20 protein-coding genes, 1 tRNA gene and 1 riboswitch are annotated in these 18,659 nt (G+C 67.7%); of the genes, 9 read left to right on the top strand and 12 right to left on the bottom strand.

The window, feature by feature from the left end; translation table 11 throughout:
- Positions 1 to 243: 243 nt before the first annotated feature.
- The 4 genes from rplM to BMY69_RS14570 all read left to right on the top strand — a co-directional run bounded on the left by rplM (position 244) and on the right by BMY69_RS14570 (position 2,289).
- The gene (gene rplM / locus BMY69_RS14585; protein ID WP_072323841.1) at positions 244 to 672 is read left to right on the top strand and encodes a 50S ribosomal protein L13; all 429 of its coding nucleotides are present in this window, start codon (positions 244 to 246) and stop codon (positions 670 to 672) included.
- A 9-nt stretch (positions 673 to 681) separates the two neighbouring features.
- Positions 682 to 1,074: a 30S ribosomal protein S9 gene (gene rpsI / locus BMY69_RS14580; protein ID WP_089981021.1), complete on the top strand. Its 393-nt coding sequence runs from the start codon at positions 682 to 684 to the stop codon at positions 1,072 to 1,074.
- A 66-nt stretch (positions 1,075 to 1,140) separates the two neighbouring features.
- Positions 1,141 to 1,214, top strand: a tRNA-Gln gene (locus tag BMY69_RS14575).
- 631 nt (positions 1,215 to 1,845) lie between these two features.
- Positions 1,846 to 2,289, top strand: a complete 444-nt coding sequence (locus BMY69_RS14570) for a hypothetical protein (protein ID WP_090179605.1) — start codon at positions 1,846 to 1,848, stop codon at positions 2,287 to 2,289.
- A 51-nt stretch (positions 2,290 to 2,340) separates the two neighbouring features.
- On the opposite strand, the gene BMY69_RS14565 is transcribed toward BMY69_RS14570, so the two are convergent.
- Positions 2,341 to 3,264, bottom strand: a complete 924-nt coding sequence (locus BMY69_RS14565; RefSeq protein ID WP_177191190.1) for an MASE1 domain-containing protein — start codon at positions 3,262 to 3,264, stop codon at positions 2,341 to 2,343.
- A 333-nt stretch (positions 3,265 to 3,597) separates the two neighbouring features.
- Here BMY69_RS14565 and BMY69_RS14560 point away from each other — a divergent pair, with 333 nt between their 5' ends.
- The 3 genes from BMY69_RS14560 (at position 3,598) to pnuC (ending at position 7,630) form a co-directional block, all read left to right on the top strand.
- Positions 3,598 to 4,728: a phosphotransferase enzyme family protein gene (locus BMY69_RS14560; RefSeq protein WP_090179600.1), complete on the top strand. Its 1,131-nt coding sequence runs from the start codon at positions 3,598 to 3,600 to the stop codon at positions 4,726 to 4,728.
- A 3-nt stretch (positions 4,729 to 4,731) separates the two neighbouring features.
- Positions 4,732 to 4,828, top strand: a riboswitch (TPP riboswitch).
- A gap of 56 nt (positions 4,829 to 4,884) precedes the next feature.
- Positions 4,885 to 7,059, top strand: coding sequence for a TonB-dependent siderophore receptor (locus BMY69_RS14555; protein ID WP_090180010.1), 2,175 nt, complete (start codon positions 4,885 to 4,887; stop codon positions 7,057 to 7,059).
- Position 7,060: 1 nt separating this feature from the next.
- Entirely contained in the window at positions 7,061 to 7,630 is a 570-nt protein-coding gene (pnuC, locus tag BMY69_RS14550; RefSeq protein WP_090180008.1) for a nicotinamide riboside transporter PnuC, read from the top strand.
- Positions 7,631 to 7,817: 187 nt separating this feature from the next.
- On the opposite strand, the gene BMY69_RS14545 is transcribed toward pnuC, so the two are convergent.
- The 6 genes from BMY69_RS14545 to BMY69_RS14520 all read right to left on the bottom strand — a co-directional run bounded on the left by BMY69_RS14545 (position 7,818) and on the right by BMY69_RS14520 (position 13,052).
- Complete coding sequence (locus BMY69_RS14545; RefSeq protein ID WP_143070486.1) at positions 7,818 to 8,741, bottom strand: hypothetical protein; 924 nt, start codon at positions 8,739 to 8,741, stop codon at positions 7,818 to 7,820.
- 65 nt (positions 8,742 to 8,806) lie between these two features.
- A complete protein-coding gene (locus BMY69_RS14540; protein ID WP_090057291.1) occupies positions 8,807 to 9,889 on the bottom strand; it encodes a DNA topoisomerase IB in 1,083 nt (360 codons plus the stop codon).
- A 48-nt stretch (positions 9,890 to 9,937) separates the two neighbouring features.
- Positions 9,938 to 11,107 (bottom strand): class I SAM-dependent rRNA methyltransferase, encoded by a 1,170-nt coding sequence (locus BMY69_RS14535; protein WP_090179594.1) that lies wholly within the window; start codon positions 11,105 to 11,107, stop codon positions 9,938 to 9,940.
- Positions 11,108 to 11,126: 19 nt separating this feature from the next.
- Positions 11,127 to 11,570, bottom strand: coding sequence for a hypothetical protein (locus tag BMY69_RS14530; RefSeq protein WP_090179591.1), 444 nt, complete (start codon positions 11,568 to 11,570; stop codon positions 11,127 to 11,129).
- A gap of 85 nt (positions 11,571 to 11,655) precedes the next feature.
- Positions 11,656 to 12,600 (bottom strand): serine/threonine protein kinase, encoded by a 945-nt coding sequence (locus BMY69_RS14525; protein ID WP_090179587.1) that lies wholly within the window; start codon positions 12,598 to 12,600, stop codon positions 11,656 to 11,658.
- Complete coding sequence (locus BMY69_RS14520; RefSeq protein WP_090057281.1) at positions 12,597 to 13,052, bottom strand: hotdog fold thioesterase; 456 nt, start codon at positions 13,050 to 13,052, stop codon at positions 12,597 to 12,599. The genes BMY69_RS14525 and BMY69_RS14520 overlap by 4 nt, the downstream gene beginning before the upstream one ends.
- Positions 13,053 to 13,101: 49 nt before the next feature.
- Here BMY69_RS14520 and BMY69_RS14515 point away from each other — a divergent pair, with 49 nt between their 5' ends.
- On the top strand, positions 13,102 to 14,157 hold the full coding sequence (locus BMY69_RS14515) for a 2Fe-2S iron-sulfur cluster-binding protein (RefSeq protein ID WP_255364572.1): 1,056 nt from the start codon (positions 13,102 to 13,104) through the stop codon (positions 14,155 to 14,157).
- 65 nt (positions 14,158 to 14,222) lie between these two features.
- Here the strand turns inward: BMY69_RS14515 and BMY69_RS19380 are convergent, their stop codons facing one another.
- The 5 genes from BMY69_RS19380 to BMY69_RS14490 all read right to left on the bottom strand — a co-directional run bounded on the left by BMY69_RS19380 (position 14,223) and on the right by BMY69_RS14490 (position 17,762).
- Positions 14,223 to 14,957, bottom strand: coding sequence for a hypothetical protein (locus BMY69_RS19380; RefSeq protein ID WP_143070485.1), 735 nt, complete (start codon positions 14,955 to 14,957; stop codon positions 14,223 to 14,225).
- Positions 14,945 to 16,162: a hypothetical protein gene (locus BMY69_RS14505; protein WP_090179579.1), complete on the bottom strand. Its 1,218-nt coding sequence runs from the start codon at positions 16,160 to 16,162 to the stop codon at positions 14,945 to 14,947. Before BMY69_RS14505 ends, BMY69_RS19380 begins: the two co-directional genes overlap by 13 nt.
- A gap of 196 nt (positions 16,163 to 16,358) precedes the next feature.
- Entirely contained in the window at positions 16,359 to 16,805 is a 447-nt protein-coding gene (locus BMY69_RS14500) for a rhodanese-like domain-containing protein (protein WP_090057272.1), read from the bottom strand.
- A 49-nt stretch (positions 16,806 to 16,854) separates the two neighbouring features.
- Positions 16,855 to 17,268: a hypothetical protein gene (locus tag BMY69_RS14495; RefSeq protein ID WP_090057833.1), complete on the bottom strand. Its 414-nt coding sequence runs from the start codon at positions 17,266 to 17,268 to the stop codon at positions 16,855 to 16,857.
- Between the two features lie 29 nt (positions 17,269 to 17,297).
- A complete protein-coding gene (locus tag BMY69_RS14490; protein WP_090179576.1) occupies positions 17,298 to 17,762 on the bottom strand; it encodes a YiiD C-terminal domain-containing protein in 465 nt (154 codons plus the stop codon).
- A 121-nt stretch (positions 17,763 to 17,883) separates the two neighbouring features.
- On the opposite strand from BMY69_RS14490, the gene BMY69_RS14485 reads away from it, so the two are divergent.
- Positions 17,884 to 18,654: a uroporphyrinogen-III synthase gene (locus BMY69_RS14485; RefSeq protein ID WP_255364571.1), complete on the top strand. Its 771-nt coding sequence runs from the start codon at positions 17,884 to 17,886 to the stop codon at positions 18,652 to 18,654.
- Positions 18,655 to 18,659 lie beyond the last annotated feature (5 nt).

The raw sequence follows: 18,659 nt of genomic DNA, 5'->3' as shown, positions 1-18,659 counted from the left end.
ACACACGGTACAATGCCCGCCGTCCGATCCCGAGTGAAGGCACTGCGGCCGCTTGTCGCGCAGGGCATCCCATGCACCGGGAAGGGTTGTGATCATGCCGTCAACCCGTGCTATGATTGTCGGCCCAAAGCTCACTATCGACGTGGGCTTGCGCGATGAGGGAAAAGTCCGCTATTCTCTCGCGCCTTTGCTTTCACCGATTCCGTGTTCCGCCTCTTTGGCGGCAAACCAGGTATTTTCGAAATGAAAACGTTCAGCGCCAAGCCGGAGAGCGTCAAGCGCGATTGGTTCGTGATCGACGCCACGAACAAGACCCTGGGTCGCCTGTCGACCGAGGTCGCGCGCCGTCTCCGCGGCAAGCACAAGCCCGAGTTCACCCCGCACGTCGATACCGGCGATTACATCGTCGTGATCAACGCCGAGAAGGTGGCGGTCACCGGTGCGAAGCTGGACGACAAGATGTACCACCGCTTCACCGGCTACGTCGGTAACCTGAAGACCACGAGTCTGAAGGACCTCCTCGCCACGCACCCGGAGCGCGTGATCGAGATCGCCGTCAAGGGCATGCTGCCGAAGAACCCGCTGGGTCGCGCCATGTACCGCAAGCTCAAGGTGTACGGCGGCGCCGAGCACCCGCATACCGCACAGCAGCCGCAGGCGCTGGAAATCTAAGGAATCGACATGGCTACCCAGCAGAATTACGGTACCGGCCGCCGCAAGACCTCCGCCGCCCGCGTCTTCATCCGCAAGGGCACCGGTGGCATCGTCGTCAACGGCAAGCCGCTCGACCAGTTCTTCGGTCGTGAAACCTCGCGTATGATCGTCCGTCAGCCGCTCGAGTTGACCGAGAACACCGAGAAGTTCGACATCATGGTGACGGTCGCCGGTGGCGGCATCACGGGTCAGGCCGGCGCGATCCGCCTCGGCATCGCCCGCGCTCTCGTCGAATACGACGAAGCCCTGAAGTCGCCGCTGCGCAAGGCTGGTTTCATGACCCGCGACGCCCGTGAAGTCGAGCGTAAGAAGGTCGGTCTCCACAAGGCACGTCGCGCAACGCAGTTCTCCAAGCGCTAATTTTCTAGTAGAATTCGCGCTTCAATTCGGTGCATCAAGGTCAGAGCGCATCGAATCCCGGTTTATTGGGAGATCGTCTAACGGTAGGACAACGGACTCTGACTCCGTTTATCTAGGTTCGAATCCTAGTCTCCCAGCCAAACGCAGAAAGGCCCCGAGAAATCGGGGCCTTTTTGTTTGCGCGTTTCGCGGAGCGTCGGGAACGGCGCGGGTCGCGACCGCTTTCGCGACGCCGCACGACGAACGTCTGCAAGGGACGTTCATGGGACCGGTGCTGGTCGCTGTCCGGGTTATCCGGCAGACTGCCTGCGCGCCTCAGTTACCGGCGCGATGCTTTTCAGTCGAATCACGACACGCACCGAGGGGCGGACCCATGCTTATCCGGGTGAGGGTGGCGGGAGCGAGCGGCGTGGTCGGTAGCCAGGCAAGCGCCTGGGCGACGACCGGCGCCGGGTGTCGATGAAAACGATCATTCCAGACCATTCCGGCAGGCGGACGCGTGCCGCGTCGGCGTGCGTGCCGCAAAAAGGCCAGTTTATTCGACGCTGATCGATATCCATCGGAAAGCAGGGAAGGGCGCGCCTGGACCCGGAGGGGGCCGACTCGCAACACAGCCGTCCAAGCTATGCGCGGATTCGGCAGGTGCCCCCAAGCGACCGCGGTCGATGCGGGAAAGTGGCGGTATCGGCCATGGGTTCGCCATGGGCGACACACGGAACCCGGGGCAGTAAGACATCGGGGCCGTACTTCCATCACACAGGAGTATCCATCATGCGCACGCACAACCGCCTCTTGCTCGCCTCGCTCGTCACGCTCTCCCTCGGCATCGGCGCCGCCCACGCACAGACCGCCGTGACCGGCCTCGGCCAGTCCTGGCCCAACACGACCGACATCAGTGCGAACTCCGGTTACCACGTCTACAAGTTCAAGAAGGGCAACATCACGTACTTCCAGGTCAACGACGCGAACGGCACGGTTCGCGGCGCCTTCATGCGCACCGTCACCGGTGACATCACCGGGCTGCCGATCGGTACCGACGCGTCCAACCTCGCCACGGCCGACGATCGGCTGCCTGCACCGGCGAGCACCGCATACACGGTCGTCTACCAGGATGCCGCGACGCAGATCGCGGTGGCGCCGCAGTCCGATGGATCGATGCGCATGATGGCGGTCGCCGTGGAGTGCAAGAACCCCGTGGAGTGCACGAGTCGGTAACGATCGCGCGGGCATGTCCGCGTGCCGACGGCACGCGCACTGCAAAGGACATCAGTGGCGATGAAAACCCGAGGACAGGTCCTGCGCGAGCAGGACTTGTCTTGCGGCCGCCTGGCGACGTGCGACACGCACGCCGAACAGCAGCGATGTCGAAAGCACGAAGGCGATCACCGTCTGCGCCTGGATCATCGCGGGATCCAGCAGGCTGAACGAGGTGGATGCCATCGCGACGCTCGCGAAAAGACCGCCGAGCGATGTGCCATGCCAGCCATGACGCAGCGTGAGGGCGACGACGGGTAATGCCATCGCCATGCGGGTGACCTGCAGGGTCGTGCCTTCGGTCTGCGAGGCGATACCCATCAGCAACGCCAGCGATGGCACCGCGATGAGGAGCAGGTCGCGGGCCAGCGCGCTATGACGGATGGCGTCCCACGTGAGGGTCCGCTTCGGTTGCGCGGCGAGACGTTCACGCAAGGCGAGGATGCTCGGCGTCAGGGTGAGCGCGCCGAGGTACAGGCCGAGGAACCACGCGAGGAAGATCTGCGCCGTCACAGTGGGTGCGGGTGAGCCATCGTCCATGCGGATGAGGCTCAGCACGACCGAGTTCTCGGCCGCGTTCATCACCGCGCACAGCAGCGTCGCCAGGACGATCATGCCGATGTTCACCTCGCCACCGACGCGGATGATCGGCAGGCGCGATTGCAGCCAGGCGACGATGGGCATGCAGAAGACGATCGGAGGAACGGTGTTGGCCACGGCCCAGGCCACGCCGTAGTCGGACATGTGCACGAAGGCCATTTCGGCGATGGGCAGCGCTTCGCCGACGGCGAGGGCCGGCCAGAACCTGCGGGGAACGAGCAGCAGGCACGCCATGCGCAGCCCGGCGGTGAGCATCCAGTGCGAGAACGAAAAATTGCGGGTCAGCTCGTAACAGGCCGCGTAGGCGCCCGCGACGGCTACGTATCGACCCCACACCAACGCGTCCCTGTTCATTCCGCCCACGGTAGTCCCCCTAGGTCGATCTCGTCCTTACATGATTGATCGTTCGCCTGTCTGGCGCGTTTCGTCGGCTGGCCGGAGCCACGCGGACCCCTGTCACACACCCGCTCCCGTGTGGGTAGTCTGAAGGTATATCGGCCCGTTCGCCATGGATTGGACACGTTTTTGAAGGATTTGCCGATTAAGGGCCCCGTTTGTTCTTGAGCGTCGGCTGCGCGAGCCTCCCGACCCCCTTGCCGCCGGTCCGGGACTGCCGCCAGGGCGCCCGACCGGGCCGTACGGGACCGCGTCCCGCACTAAAATCCCGGGATGACTCACGCCCCCCATCTCGCCCACGGCCTCGCTGGCGACCAGCTCGAGCCCGACTGGCCGGCCCTGCGTCGCGACGAACTCGCCGCGATCGTCGAACGGCTCCCGTCGCTCGGCACGCTTCGCTCGCTGGACTGGCGCAGCCCGCGACCCCTGTCCGCGGCGGCCCTGGTGACGACGGAGCGGGGGCGCTGCTTCGTGAAGCGGCACCATCGTTCCGTCCGGGACGAACACACGCTCGCCGAGGAACATCGCTTCGCGACGCACCTGCGCGAAAGCGGTATGCCCGTACCGCGCATCGTGCGAGCAGGGGACGCCACGTCCGTGCTTTCCGCCGGCGACTGGGTCTACGAAGTGCACGAGGCGGCGCGAGGCCTGGATGTCTACCGCGACGCGTATTCCTGGTCGCCGATCGATGGCGAGCACCACGCGCGCGCGGCGGGCGCCATGCTCGCCCGTCTGCATGACGCCGCGCGCGACTACAAGGCACCGCAGCGCGAGACGCACATTCTCGTCGCGCGCGCGGAAATCCTCGCGGCGGCCGAACCGGCTCGTGCCATCGACGCGCAGCTTCCTTCACGCCCGGCGCTCGCGCGCTACCTGCAGGGGCGCGACTGGAAAACCGAACTCGCCGGTGCGATAGCGCCATGGCACGCACGCGCCGTCGGCGGCATCGCGATGCAGGCCCGCCTGTGGACCCATGGCGACTGGCACGTCTCCAATCTCTGCTGGAGCGGCGCCGGCGACGACGCCTCGATCACCGATGTCCTCGACCTCGGCCTCTCGGCGGAGACGTTCGCGCTGTTCGACCTCGCCACCGCGATCGAGCGCAACGCGATCGCCTGGCTCGACGTCGATCGCGGCGACATCGGGCGAGCGGATCTCGCCCGCGCGATCGTCGACGGCTACCGGTCCGTGCGGCCGCTCGCGGCGGGCGACCTCGCGCTCCTCGTCGATCTGCTGCCGCTGGTGCACATCGACTTCGCCCTCTCCGAGGTCGAATACTTCGAGGGCATCACCGGCCGCCGCGACCATGCGGACGTGGCCTACCACACGTTCCTGCTCGGCCACGCGCGCTGGTTCGCCACCGGACACGGCCGTACGTTCCTCGACCGGATTGTGGTTCAATAACGGTTCTAGAAGCGGGGGTGCCCGGCGATCGCCGGGCTGAGAGAGTCCCTTGGAACCTGACCCGGTTAGTACCGGCGTAGGGAGCTTGCAGATCCACGGATGGCCCGGCCGGGCCCGTGGTTCGCCGTCGCTTCGTCCATGGACCCGAAGACGACGATGATCCTTGCCCGTACCCCGCTCGCCCTTGCCATCCTTGCGTTCGCCGCCGCGGCGCACGCCGCGGACGACGCGCCCCCGCAGGCGCGCACGCTGCCCACCGTGGACGTCCACGCGACGACCACCGACAGCTACCGCGCCGCCGACTCGCAGCTGGATACGTTCGGCAGCTTCGGCAGCGCGCCGCTGCACGATACGCCCGCGGCCATCACGGTCATCACGCGCGCGCAGATCGACGATCGCCAGCCCCGCACGCTGAGCGAACTGGTGCGTGGCGATGCCGCGATCACCGACAACTACGCGCCGGCGGGTTACTACCAGGACGTTTCGATCCGCGGTTTCCCGCTCGACCTCGCGACCGGGTTCCGTTTCAACGGGATGATCATGTCGGCGGAGCAGCTCCTCGCGCTCGAAGGCAAGGAGCGCGTCGAGGTGCTGAAGGGGCTGGGCGGACTCGAGGCCGGCGTGGTCGAGCCCGGTGGCCTCGTCAACTACGTCAGCAAGCGTCCGGCGGACGTCCATAACGTGACGATCGGAACCGATTCGCACGGCTCGAACTACGAGGCCCTCGACCTGGGCGCCTGGTTCTCGCCGTCGTTCGGCCTGCGCGTCAATGCCGCGAACGAGAAGACGCACTCCTACATCGAACACGCCGATGGCCGGCGCAGTTTCGTCTCCATCGCGGCCGACTGGAAGATCACCGATAAGGCGACCCTGCTGCTCGACACCGATTACCAGACGAGCGGACAGCGCTCGGCGTCCGGCTACCAGTTGCTCGGGGGCACGACGGTGCCCGCCCATGCGAGCCGCACGCGCCTGCTCGGCTACCAGTCGTGGCAGCGGCCGGTGGGCATCCATTCCAGCAATACGTCGCTGCGCTTCAACTACCGCTTCAGCGACAACTGGAACGCGCAGGTCTCGGCGGGGCACAGCCACACCGTCATCGACGACAACGTCGCGTTCGCCTACGGGTGCTTCTACGCCGAATCCTGTGCATCCGGCGCCACGCCCGGTTACTTCTTCGCACCCAACGGCGACTACGACGTCTACGATTTCCGCAGTCCCGACGACACGCGGCAGAACGACGAAGTGCGCGGCGTCGTCACCGGCAGCTTCGCGACGGGAAGCGTCGACCACGAGCTCAACGTCGGCGCCACGAGCTTTCGCCGGACCATCGATCGCCGCGCCTACGTGTACGACTACGTCGGCACCGCCAACATCTATGACCGTGTCGTGCCGTCGTTCGCACCATCGCCGAACGAGCCGGGTCCGTCGGTCCGCCGCCTGACGAGCTGGCAGCGCACGCTGTTCGCGATCGACCGGATCCACCTGGGCGAGCAATGGCAGGTGCTCGCCGGCACGCGCTTCGTCCGCCTCGACGAAAGCGCCTACGACGACACCGGCGCGATCGAACGCCACACGCGCAGCAGCCAGTCGCTGCCGCAGGCCGCCGTACTCTGGCAGCCGACCGCGCCGTTGACGACGTACGTGAGCTACGGCGAGGGCCTGTCCCTCGGCCGCGAGGCGCCGTACTGGACGTCGAATGGCGGCACCACGCTGGCGCCGTTGCATTCGCGTCAGGTCGAGGCGGGCGTGAAGTACGCCATCGGCGAGGGCCTCGACCTGCAGGCGGCGGTGTATCGCATCCGTCAGGCGTACCAGTTCGCGCGTCCGGACGACACGGCGGAAGGCTTCACGTTCGTGCAGCAGGGCCGGGAGGTGCACACGGGCGTGGAGCTCAACCTCGCGGGGCGGCTGACGGAGAACCTGCGCCTCACCGCCAGCCTGAACGCGATCCGCGCGCGCGCCGAGAACACGGGGGCGCCGACGTACGAAGGCCACCAGGTGGTCAACGTACCGCGCTGGCGCAGCGCCGTGTACGCCGATTACAGCCTGCCGTTCGCGCCGGGCCTGGCCATCCTGGGCGGCTGGCGCTACGCGGGCAGCAACGTGGCGACACCCGACGGCGCCACGCGCGTGCCGGCGTACAACGTGTTCGACGCGGGGCTGCGGTTCGCCACGCAGGTGGGCGGCCATGCGCTGACGTGGCGCCTGAATGTCGATAACGTGTTCAACCGGTTCTACTGGCGCGACACGGGCAGTTCCGGTGGCGACAGCTATCTGTTCCCGGGCATGCCGCGACTGGCCCGCCTGTCGGTGACCTATGAGCTTTGAGCTGTCCCTGTTCGAGCTGTTCGCCGCGCTGGTCAGCGCGGCGGGCGTGTGGCTGACGGCGCGGCGCAGTCCGTGGTGCTGGCCGGTGGGCCTGGTGTCGGTGGTCGCGTACGCGTGGATCTTCGTTGACGCGCGGCTTTACTCGGACACGCTGTTGCAGGCGATCTTCGCCGTGCTCATCCTGTATGGATGGCATCGATGGACGCGCAACCTCGACGGCAGCGGTCACGTCCGCGTCGCGGCGCTCGCTCCACGCGAGGCCATCGCCCATCTCGCCCTCGGCACGGCCGCGGCGCTCGCGCTCGGTTATGCCATGCACCGTTACACCGATGCGTCGCTGCCCTGGCTCGACGCCGCGCTCACCGCGTTCAGTCTCGTCGCGCAGTGGTGGCAGGCGCGACGCCATGCCGCCGCGTGGTGGCTGTGGATCGCGGTGGACGTGATCTACGTCGGCGAGTACCTCTACAAATCGCTGCCGGTCACGGCGGTGCTCTACGCGGGCTTCGTCGTCCTCGCCGCCATCGGATTGCGGGCGTGGCGCGCGGAGCGGTCCGTGCCCGTGCAGGCTTAGATCAAGCCACCGTGAAATCCGACCGATTTTTCAGAAAACTTCCATATCCGAACTGCGGCGGACCACGCAAAATTCACTGGTCGCCGCGGGTTGGACGTGTTTGCTCAAGGATTTGAGCCCTGTACCAACCGGTGAACGGCAACGGCCGGGGCGTGGGACGCGCCCCGGCCGTTCTTCGTTGGAGGATTCACTTCGTGCGCGGCGTCGTGCCCCAGTCCTCGGGCTGGAAGCTCAGGTGCAGCACAGCCCGCGTTCCGTTCTCGAGAGGCGGGTTGTATTCGAGCGTCGTGCAGCCCGTGGCCTGTTGCCGCGCGGCGGCCAGCGACATCACCTTGGCGAGCTGGCTACGGGTGGATGTCGAGCCCGCGCGGTTCGCGGGCAACAGCACGCGATACCCATCGGCGCTCACGCCGTCCTTCAGGTCGGCCGGCGGCGCCTGGCCGGGCGTCGCCATGAGGATATCCATCCGCCGTCCGCAATTGCCCACGCTGACGATGTCGACCCCATCGAGCAGGCTCGCGACGAAACGATCCGCGTTCTCCGCCAGGCTGTCGACGGCCTCGACCGCGGTGCTCAGCCGGATCTTCACGAAATAGAGCTTGCGGTAGAACAGGTACGCACGCGAGGTGAGCATGTCCTGCTGGGCGTCGAAGACGATCGGCAGGAACCGGCCTTCGGCCTTCCTGCCACCGGCGAGGTTGGCGGTGTAAGCGCTCTCGTCGCCCCACCACACGTTGCGGTAGATCTGCTGGCGTTCGGCGAACGCCACCGATTCGCGGAAATCTTCCGCCGCGCGCTTGAGCATGGCCGCGTTGTCGCCTTCGCCGGCGGGGTAGATGAAGACGTCGGCGATCAGCCAGTCGGCGTTGTCGATGTGATAACGCAGCGATACACCCGCGGCGATATCGCCTTCGTCGGCGTAATTCTTCACCGCGGCGAGCGTCGCGTCGGCGAGGCGGCGGGGCGCGACGATCCAGGTGTCGTCCACCACGCCACGATGCTCCTGCATGTCCGGCAGGCTGACGGGGCCGGCGTTCGCCGCTTCCTGGGCATGCACGCCCGCGCCGGCCAGCAGGCCGAGCAGGACGGGAACGAGCTTCCATCGAGACATCTTCACCACGACCCCTGACTCATCGAACCCCTTCCCCGTGCGCGCACTATAGCCATCCATTCGTCTCAACGGGAGCGCTTCGACGCACGTAGCCGTCGGCGCAGAAAAGCCAGGGTGGACGCTTCCAATTTTCGGGGATAGCGGAGACCCGCCGGCGGCACGCAGCGATGCAGTTTGCCCTCGGTCCAGCCGGTGAAGACCTCCGGGTGGATGTACGAAGCGCGGCATACCGCCGGAGTGTTGCCAAGCACGGCGGCGACCTGCTTGACGGCCTGCGCGAGGGCCGCCTTGATCGCGCGCTCGCCCCCCTCGTCGGGCAGCGCCGTCGTGCCGAGCACGCCCATCGCGTGCACGGTGCCGCCCCAGGTGCGGAAGTCCTTCGCGGTGAATTCGCCGCCGGTCACCTCGCGCAGGTAGTCGTTGACCATGCCCGAGTCGACGGGCTGTGGGTGGCCGTCGTCGTCGATGTACTGGAAGAGCCGCTGCCCGGGCAGCTCCTGGACGCGGCGCACCGCTTTCACGAGTCGCTTGTCGTCGAGTTCGACGTCGCGCCACAGCCCGCTCTTGCCGCGGAAATGAAACGTGATGCGACCCTTGCGCATGGCGACGTGTCGCGAGCGCAGCGTCGTCAGGCCATACGAGTTGTTCTGCTTCGCGTAGGCGTCGTTGCCGACGCGGATCATCGTCTCTTCCAGCAGGCTGACGACCAGCGCGAGCACCTTCTCGCGCGGCAGGCCGGGCAGCGCCAGATCCTTGCGCAGGCGGCGACGAAGGCGGGGCAGGGCCTCGCCGAACTCCACGATGCGCTCGAACTTGCCCTGCGAGCGCGTGTCGCGCCAGCGCGGGTGATAACGGTACTGCTTGCGTGCCCGCGCGTCGCGCCCGGTCGCCTGCAGGTGGCCGCGCTCGTCGGGGCAGATCCAGACGTTCGTATACGCCGGGGGGATCGCCAGCGAGCGGATGCGCGCGATCACGTTCTCGTCGGTGATCCTGCGGCCATCCGGCCCGATGTAGGCGAAGCTCTTTCCGCGCTTGCAGCGCGTGATGCCTTCATCGGTGTCGCAGACATAGACGAGGCCCGCCGCTTTCGCGTGGGCCTTCTCGACGCTCGCCGCCGCGAGGGCGTTGGCCGGTGGGTTCCTGGACATGGCCGGGACTATGTCCCGGCGACCGATCAAGGCCGGGTGAACGCCTCGTCAGCCGACGCGGCAGAACACCGCCTTGAGGTAACGGTTCTCCGGCACGTTGCTCGCCACCGGATGGTCGGGGCCGGCACCGGCGACGTCGAGCACCTGGATGTCGCGCCCGGCGTTGAGCGCGACGCGGCGGATCATCTCGAGGAAGTCGCTCTCGCCGACCAGCCCGGTGCACGAGCACGTCAGCAGGATGCCGCCCGGCGCCAGGACGTCGAGCGCCGTCCGGTTCATCGCGAAGTACTTCTTCAGCGCGTTGACCACCTGGTTGCGATCGCGCGTGAGCTTGGGCGGATCGAGCACGACCGCGTCCCACGTCTCGCCGCGGGCGATCGCGGCGCGCAGCCATTCGAAGACGTCGCCCTGCTCGAAGGTGGCGACCACGCCGTTCATGCGGGCGTTCTCGCGCGCGACCTCGAGGATCGCCGCGTCGGCGTCGACGCCGGTGGCCTCGCGGGCGCCGGCCTTCATCGCGTGCACGGCGAAGCCGCCGGCGTTGCAGCAGAGGTCGAGCACGCGGCGGCCGCGCGCCAGTTCGGCGAAGCGGCGGCGGTTGTCGCGCTGGTCGGCGAAGAACCCGGTCTTGTGGCCGAGGCCCGGCGCGGCGTGGAACGCCAGGCCGTGCTCGTGCACGTCGACGGCCGTCGGCGCGTCGTTGGAGCGCACGTCGAAGGATTCCTGGCGCTGCACGTGCTGCTCGGCGAACCAGTACAGGGAAGCACCGGGGAAATGACGCTGCAGCGTCGCGTGGATCGTCTCGCGGAAGCGCCACATGCCGGCGGCGAAATACTCCACCACCAGGTGATCCGCGTAGCGGTCGACGACGAGGCCCGAGAGGCCGTCGCCTTCGCTGTGGACGACGCGCCACGCGTCGCTCACCTCGTCCAGGCGCAGCAGCTCGCGGCGCAGTTCGACGGCGCGCGCGATGCGCTGCGCGATCCAGTCGTCGTCGATGGCGACGTCGGGGTCGGTCGTCAGCAGCCGCAGCGCGACGCGCGCGTGGCCGTTCCAGAAGCCGCGGCCGACGAAGCGGCCCTTCGCGTCGTGCACGTCCACGACGCTGCCGGGCGGCAGGCGGTCGTCGGGCTTCACGATCTGCGCGGACCAGACCCAGGGATGACCGGGGACGCGGTCGGACTTCAGGCGGATGACGGGGAGTGCGGGGCTGTTCATCGGTGAATGATACCGGGGCTCAACGCCCGAAGCGCAGGACGAGCCAGGAGCCCAGCGCCAGCAGGTTGATGCCGATGTGGGCCGCGGAAGGCCCGGCGAGTGCCAGCAGCCAGCCGTGCTCGGCGATGGACCAGTCGAAGCCGAGACGCGGCGAGCGCTGCAGCGTCATCGACAGGTTGGCGAAGGCGCCGCTGGACAGCGCGTAGCTGAAGAAGGGCGTGGCGAGGAGCGGGGCCTGGAGGAACTGCGCCCAGATCGAGAACGAGGTGCCGCGGCCGTCGTTGCTGGCCAGCAGCACGCCGGCGACGAGGATGAAGCCGAACAGCAGCACGCCGAGCACCGCGACGATCGCGTCCATGCCGACCACACGCGAGCCGAGCAACCGGTCGAACTGGTGGACGAGGCCGAACAGGCCGCCGGCGATCTCGAACACGGCGATGACGCGGGTCAGGAAGGAATGCATGGAAGGTCCTGGTCAGAGCGGGGGACGATTATGGCGTGTCGCGTCGGTGGGAAGGCCGCTGGCGCGCGGACGAGCCGGTTCCGGTTCACAGACCGTCGGCCAGCTCGTGCAGGTCGGCGATGTGCTGCTCCCACCAGCGCGGCTCGGCCGCGAAGGGGAACGCGGCCGGGAACGCGGGATCGTGCCAGCGCTCCGCGATCCATCCCGCGTAATGCACCTGACGCATCGCGCGAAGCGCGGGAATCAGCGCGAGCTCGCCGCGGTCGAGTTCGCGGAACTGCCCGTAGCCTTCGAGCAGCGCGTCCAGCATCGCGTCGTCGGACGCGAGCATCCACAGGTCCTGCACCGCGGGGCCCATGCGCGCGTCGTCCAGATCGACGAAGTGCGGGCCCGCGTCGGTCCACAACACGTTGCCCGGATGGCAGTCGCCATGCAGGCGGATGCGGCGCACGGGGCCGACGGCATCGAAGCGGGCCGCCACGGCGTCGTTAACACGGCGCGCCGCGTCGCGATAGGCGTCGAACAGGTGCGCGGGCAGGAGGTCCGAGCCCAGCGCCGCCCGCACCGGTCCTTCGATCATCGTGGCGCGGTCCAGCGTGGTGCGCGCCGTGAAGCGTTCGCGCGCGCCGATCGCGTGCATGCGGCCGAGCAGGCGCCCCAGCCATTCCAGCTGGTCGGTGGACTCGAGGGAGGGGGCGCGGCCACCGCGCCGCGGATACAGCGCGTAGCGATAGCCGGCCTCGCGCAGCAACGTACGGCCCTCGACCACGAGCGGCGCCACCATCGGCAGCTCGGCTTCCGCGAGCTCGCGCGCGAACGCGTGCTCCTCCTCGATCGCGGCATCGGTCCAGCGGCCGGGCCGGTAGAACTTCGCCACGACGAAGCCGCCGTCTTCCAGGCCGACCTGGAAGACGCGGTTCTCGTAACTGTTCAGCGCGAGCAGACGGCCATCGCTCCAGGCACCGCCGGCATCCACCGCCGCCAGGACCACGTCCGGGGACAGGCCCTCGTAGGGCGCCGCCTCGCTCACGCGCGCAGGTTCCCGGGCGCGCCGCCCGGTGACGGGATCACCGCCATGGTCAGGCGCGACAGGCAGACGAGCTTGCCCTGTTCTTCCTCGATCCGGATCTCCCAGACCTGCGTCGTCCGGCCGAGGTGCACCGCCTTCGCCGTGCCGGTGACGAGGCCCCCGCGCACGCCGCGGATGTGGTTGGCGTTGATGTCGAGGCCCACGGCGACCTCCTTTTCCACGTCGAGGGTGAGCAGGGCCGCCGAGCTGCCGAGTGTCTCGGCCAGCACGACGGACGCGCCGCCGTGGAGCAGGCCGAAGGGCTGCTGGGTACGGTGATCGACCGGCATCGTGCCGCGCAGCCAGTCGTCGCCGAACGCGGTGAACCGGATGTCCAGCGTCTCCATCATCGTGCCGCGGCTCCACGCGTTGATGCGGGCGAGGTCGAGGGGTTGTTTCCAGATGGAGGTCATGAGGGGTGCGATCCTGTGGGGCAAGCCGTCATTGTCCTACAATGGGCGGGTGCCCACCGTAACCCTGACATCGTCCGGCAAGCGATTCGACGCCGCCGACGGCGAAACCGTGCTCGAAGCCGCCCAGCGCGCGGGAATCGCCCTCCCGTATTCGTGCCGGGGCGGCGTGTGCGGAAGCTGCAAGGCCACCCTCGTCGAGGGCGCGTGCAGCTACCCGCGGAATCCGCCCGTCGCGCTCTCGGCGACGGCGCGCCTGCATCACGCGATCCTGCTCTGCCAGGCCGTGCCGGAGGGCGACATCGCCATCCAGGCGCGCGAGATCGCCTCGGTGGAGGACATACCGCATCGCCGTCTGGAGGTGGAGGTGGTCGAGCGCGCCGCGCTGGCGCCGGATGTCGTCGGCGTCTGGTTGCAGCCGCTGGACGGCGACCGCCTGAACTGGCTGCCCGGCCAGTACCTCGACGTGATCCTCGAGGACGGCCGTCACCGCCCGTTCTCCATCGCCAGCGGTCCGCGTCCGGACGGACGCATCGAACTGCACGTCCGCCACGTACCGGGCGGCGGCTTCACGTCCTGGGTGTACGAGTCGCTCCAGGTCGGCGATCGCCTGACGATCGAGGCGCCCCTCGGCACGTTCGTCCCGCGCGAGGATTCCGAACGCCCGATGCTGTTCGTGGCGGGCGGCACCGGCTTCGCGCCCGTGAAGGCCATCGTCGAGCACTTCATCGCGCTGGGCACGCGTCGGCCGATGCACGTCTACTGGGGCGCGCGCAGCGTCGCCGATCTCTACCTCGCCGACCTCGCCACCGGCTGGACGCGCGACGTCCCGACGATCCGCTTCATTCCCGTGCTCTCCGATCCCGAGGAGGCGCAGGCCAGCGGCCTGCGCGAGGGCCTGGTCCACGAAGCCGTGCTGGAGGACCATCCGGACCTCTCGGCGTTCGACCTGTACATGAGCGGCCCGCCGGCCATGATCGCGGCGGGTCGCGAGCTCTTCATCGACGCGAACCTGCCGGAAGACCGGCTGTACTTCGACTCGTTCGACGTCGCACCCGACGTGCTGGATGCCATCCTCCGCGGTCGCGCGGGCATCCACGGGCTTTGATTGTCAGCCATGCTCCGCCTGCAGGAGCGGCCCTGGACGCGATGGCGCTCGCGGAAGCGTAGCGACTATGCAACCCAGCTTCCCTTCGAAAGCGGCTTCGGATGATTCAACGATATGAATCCGCCCGGGGTCACCTTATACGTCTCCGGCGTGATGATCATGGCGAGGACCCTCGACGATGTGGCATCGAATCGTTCCGGAGGCGGCATTCCGTCGAAAGTCTGCGGCATTCCGTCGTCGCGAACCTGGCGCAGCAACGACATGAAGCCCACATCTCTGTCCACCGTCTTGTCCAGATCTGGAACCGCGGGGTAATCCTGCCAACCGCGAGGTGGTTCCAGACGCCAGTACTTGTCTTTTTCCGCATCGCCGAATGTCCGGCTGACCGCCTGATTGAATTCGCCGGCAAGTTTCGCCAGACGTGGGAACTGAGCGATGCGGAATTCAAGCCACGCAAGATCGTCGGGATGCACGTCCTTACCCGTTGCTTTCAGACGGCCCTCGTCGAGATGCAGGTCGAAATCCATGGCCACCACGCCCGGTCGCTCCAGCGTCAGCGATGCGAGGAAAGGGACGAGCGCGTCCGTAAATGACGCCAGGCGTCTTCCGAGATCTTTCTGCTCGGCCAAAGAATGGGATATGGAGGCCAGCAGGCGCTCCGACAGTTCGTGAATGGAGGGCCCTTCCGGTGGTGGTCGCAGGCGCTGATCATCGGCAACGGCTGGTTTCGCGTCGCTAATGGCAGTGCTTGCATGCGACGCCCGGGAATCGATCGAGCTGCGAATGGTCAGGGTTTCCATGGGCGATGCATCCTGAAAGTCTCTTTGCAGATGTGTTCGAACCTGAGAGGTCTTGTCGCATCGGAGGTATCGCTACCGTCGACCCAGGCGATCACAGCGCCCGACGGGTTGTATTCGATGTCCCAGAAATCGGGTGGGTTTCCACGCGTAGGCACCGTGATCGGCCCGATGGCTCCGCCCTTGCACGGACCAACGTTGAGCGTGGTGCGCGCTATACCGCGTTCGTCGGTAACAGCCGTCAGTTCCGTCAGAAGCCAATGACCGTTCGTGCCGACGTCATAACCCTCGAATTTGACGACATAGCCCGCACCGACGGGCGTTGCCCGGTCGCCTTCGAAAACCTGCGCTTCGACCTCGGCGACTCGCGCGACGTTGGCCCCGCCCGGCATCGTCGAGTCCAGAGCCGGGGCGAGGTGGCTGATGTTTTCGCTGCTTCGAACCATCGTGACGACCGCTGTCGCGCCGGGATCGCGCAGCGCGATCGTGTACCGCGCACCGACGGTGCTGGCGCCGCCTTTGATCTGCACGAAGACGGGTCTGGACGAGCTCACCCGGAACGCCGAGCCACCACGAAGCTCGCCGGTCTTCTTCGCCCCGTCGACGACGATGCCGACGACGCCCGGGGGTGCTTCGAGTTCGAGGTTCGCCATCTTCTGCTCGGGGCGGAATGTGATGAGGAAGTTGTCGACGTCGCCAGCGTTGTCGAGGTTGCCTTCGATGCGCTGGTTGCCCTCCAGCTTCGTCATCGTCGTGAAGGCATCGTTCGGCTCATGGCGATCGGCGCCTGTGGCGAGGGTCACCTGCATCTGGAATGGAGAGACCTCGCCGCCTTTGGGTCGCCCGACGAGAAGCAGCCAGCGCGTGGAGGCGTCGCTTATCGCCTGCAGGATGCGGTAGGCGTCCATCGACGCGTCGGTCGCCGCGGCGCGGGTGCTGCCGTCGCTATCGACGCGCACGAGGCTGACATCGTGCAGTTCCTCCGCCCGGAAGCCGGCGAGGTTGACGTCGACCTTGGACGCCGCCGGCGTGGCCGGCGTCACGAACTGGAAGCAGCCGAGCGTGGCGCCGGTGGACAGGGAGGCGTCGTAGGCCGGACCGATGTCCATGGGTGCGCAACCGTCGACGGGGGGAGCCGTCGACTGCGCATTCGCCAGCAACGGGAAGAGCGCCATGGCGATGGCGCCCGGGAACAAGGTGGGTTGCATGGTCGCTCCTAGTTCGGGGGAGCGATCAGGCTAGGTCGAGCGGGGCGCCGTGGATGTCCGCAGGATTCGTCGAATCCCACCGTCGTCGCCCGCTATAGCCGTAGGAGCGGCTCCGTCCGCGATGGATGCCGCGAGAGCACCACGAAAGGCTTGCGGGTCTGTCGCGAAGCGTCTCCCGGCCGTGTGCGTGGCGGCCTTATTTCTTGCCCTTGACCACCGGCAGCTGCGCGGTCTGCCAGGCGTAGGTGCCGCCTTCGAGCACGAAGACCTTAGGGAAACCGGCCTTGATCAGGCGATTGGCCGCCTTGCCGACGCCGCGGCCGTCCTTGTCGACGAGCACGACCGGCAGTTCCTTCGCTTTCGACAGGTCCTTCTGCGTTTCCGGATCGAACTGGCTCATGGCGACGTTCTTCGCGCCCGGAATGTGGGCCTTCTCGAAGTCGGCGCTGGCCGAGAGGTCGACGATCAGTGGCGTGTCGCGATTGATCAGCTGCGTCAGGCCGGCCGGCGTCAGGGTCTTCCACTTGCGGAACAGACGGCCGACTTCGGTGGCGACGAGCGCGACCAGGATCACCACGAACAGGGCGACCAGCGCGGTGTGGTTGCTCACGAAAGCGGGCAGCTTCTGCAAAACGTCGTTCATCGTGTCTTTCCGCGTCCCAGGAGGGGATAAACGGCCGATTATATCGGCTTTAGCGGGGCGTGAAGTCCGGCAGGCCGGTCATCAGGGTCCATTTGTTCTTTTCGCGGTCGTAATGCCAGCGCTGGCGGTCGATCACGCTGCGCTCGGCCTGCGTGTTGATGTTGACCACGTTGACCTGGACGACCTGGATCACGTCGTCGTCGCCGTCGGGCTTGGGGCCCGCGCCTTCGTCGTAGCCCGTGACACGCAGCTGCTGGAGGCGGCCCTGCTCGATCGAGCTGATCGGGTGTTCCTGCAGGTAGTCCTTGTCGATGAACGCCTGCGCGCTGGTGAAGTCGCCCCAGCGGATCGCCGAGGCGTAGCTCATCAGCGTCTTGTTCAGCGCCTGGTTGCGCTTGTCCGTGGCACAGCCGGCGAGGGCGAGGAAGGCAAGGGCGACAGCGGGCAGGGCGTACGGGCGCATGGCGGATTCCATCGGGGCGTCGGGCGGCATTATGCCCGGCGTTTGGCCACGAAACGCGCATCCAGGCTCGCCAGCGCCTTGCCGTTCTCCCCCGGCACCACGCAGGTGAAGTCGGCCCGGGCACGGCCGCGCGCGTCGAGCGTGGCGAAGAACGTGGCCCAGTCGGCGCCCGGCGCCAGCGTGGCCTCGGCGCGCAGGTCGTCCCACACGGGGTCGAGGTAGCGGACGGTGGAGTCGGCCACGAAGACGTCGCAGTCGGCGCCGCGCTCGCGCAGACGGGCTTCCACCAGCGCCCAGCAGGCGAGGGTCATCAGCGTGACGAGGCTGCCGCCGAAGGCGCAGCCCTTGTCGTTGATGTTCGGCTGGAGCGGCGCCGTCATGGTCAGCCGCTCGCCGTCGAAGGCCTCGATCGCGACGTCCATGGCGCGGGCCAGCGGAATGCTGTCGCGGATGAACCGTCCGAGGTCGGCGAGAGGGGTCTGGATCGTGGTCATAAGCCGGCAAGTCTACGTTCGTGCGCGGCCCGTTCGCATCCGTATGGGCGACCCAACCTTCGGCATTGGTGACGGTGTCCCCACGTTCCTATGCTGAGCCGTCGATCGCAGGATGCATTACGTGAGCCGGACCCTACCGTTACGCAACGTCACCGTGGTCATTACCCGCCCCGCGGGCACCGCCGGCCCGCTGGCGCGGCGGGTGCGCAAGCTTGGCGGCATTCCCGTCAGCGTGCCGGGCCTGTCCCTGCGGGCGACGGAGGATGCCACGGCGGTGGACGCCGCGCTGCGCAAGGCGCTGGAAGGCGACATGCTGATCTTCACGAGTCCCGCCGCCGTGCGCTTCGCCGCCGACGTCCTGCCGCTGGCCACGCGCGCCACGGTGGTGGCGGTCGGCCGCGGCACGGCCCGCGCTCTGAAAACGGCCGACGTGGTCGACGTGCGGTTCCCCGAAACGTCTCAGGACAGCGAGGGCGTCCTCGCCTTGCCGGAGCTGGCGAACGTCACCGGACGCCGCGTGTCGCTGATCGGCGCCCCCGGCGGGCGGGGCCTGCTTCGCGAGCGACTGGCCGCGCGCGGCGCGGACCTGGAGGAGATCCACGTCTATCACCGCGTCGCGCCACGGATCGACCGCCGCCATATCGATCCGCTCCTGAAACTCGGTCGCCGCTCCGCCGTGCTGCTTTCCAGTGCCGAGGCGCTCGATCACCTGCATCGCGCGCTGGTGGCGCCCGCCTGGCGACGGCTGGTCCAGGCCGTGGCCGTCGTGAGCAGCGAACGTCTGCGTGGCATCGCGCTGGAGGCCGGGTTCGAGCGCGTCGCGGTCGCCCGGTCCGCGCTGCCCACCGACCTCCTCGCCGCCGCCGCAGGGGTCTCGTTCACCCGCCGTTGAGGGAT

The sequence above is a fragment of the Luteibacter sp. UNC138MFCol5.1 genome, from assembly GCF_900110505.1.
GTDB lineage: Bacteria > Pseudomonadota > Gammaproteobacteria > Xanthomonadales > Rhodanobacteraceae > Luteibacter.
The sequence above is the reverse complement of the archived record's forward strand: the minus strand, read 5'-3'. Positions and strand labels throughout refer to the sequence as shown.

What these genes read in the sequence shown, in the direction of transcription:
- rplM (WP_072323841.1), top strand. Translation starts at nt 244, where the DNA reads ATGAAAACGTTCAGCGCCAAGCCGGAGAGCGTCAAGCGCGATTGGTTC.
- rpsI (WP_089981021.1), top strand. Translation starts at nt 682, where the DNA reads ATGGCTACCCAGCAGAATTACGGTACCGGCCGCCGCAAGACCTCCGCC.
- BMY69_RS14570 (WP_090179605.1), top strand. Translation starts at nt 1,846, where the DNA reads ATGCGCACGCACAACCGCCTCTTGCTCGCCTCGCTCGTCACGCTCTCC.
- BMY69_RS14560 (WP_090179600.1), top strand. Translation starts at nt 3,598, where the DNA reads ATGACTCACGCCCCCCATCTCGCCCACGGCCTCGCTGGCGACCAGCTC.
- BMY69_RS14555 (WP_090180010.1), top strand. Translation starts at nt 4,885, where the DNA reads ATGATCCTTGCCCGTACCCCGCTCGCCCTTGCCATCCTTGCGTTCGCC.
- BMY69_RS14545 (WP_143070486.1), bottom strand. Translation starts at nt 8,741, where the DNA reads ATGTCTCGATGGAAGCTCGTTCCCGTCCTGCTCGGCCTGCTGGCCGGC.
- BMY69_RS14540 (WP_090057291.1), bottom strand. Translation starts at nt 9,889, where the DNA reads ATGTCCAGGAACCCACCGGCCAACGCCCTCGCGGCGGCGAGCGTCGAG.
- BMY69_RS14535 (WP_090179594.1), bottom strand. Translation starts at nt 11,107, where the DNA reads ATGAACAGCCCCGCACTCCCCGTCATCCGCCTGAAGTCCGACCGCGTC.
- BMY69_RS14530 (WP_090179591.1), bottom strand. Translation starts at nt 11,570, where the DNA reads ATGCATTCCTTCCTGACCCGCGTCATCGCCGTGTTCGAGATCGCCGGC.
- BMY69_RS14520 (WP_090057281.1), bottom strand. Translation starts at nt 13,052, where the DNA reads ATGACCTCCATCTGGAAACAACCCCTCGACCTCGCCCGCATCAACGCG.
- BMY69_RS19380 (WP_143070485.1), bottom strand. Translation starts at nt 14,957, where the DNA reads ATGGAAACCCTGACCATTCGCAGCTCGATCGATTCCCGGGCGTCGCAT.
- BMY69_RS14505 (WP_090179579.1), bottom strand. Translation starts at nt 16,162, where the DNA reads ATGCAACCCACCTTGTTCCCGGGCGCCATCGCCATGGCGCTCTTCCCG.
- BMY69_RS14500 (WP_090057272.1), bottom strand. Translation starts at nt 16,805, where the DNA reads ATGAACGACGTTTTGCAGAAGCTGCCCGCTTTCGTGAGCAACCACACC.
- BMY69_RS14495 (WP_090057833.1), bottom strand. Translation starts at nt 17,268, where the DNA reads ATGCGCCCGTACGCCCTGCCCGCTGTCGCCCTTGCCTTCCTCGCCCTC.
- BMY69_RS14490 (WP_090179576.1), bottom strand. Translation starts at nt 17,762, where the DNA reads ATGACCACGATCCAGACCCCTCTCGCCGACCTCGGACGGTTCATCCGC.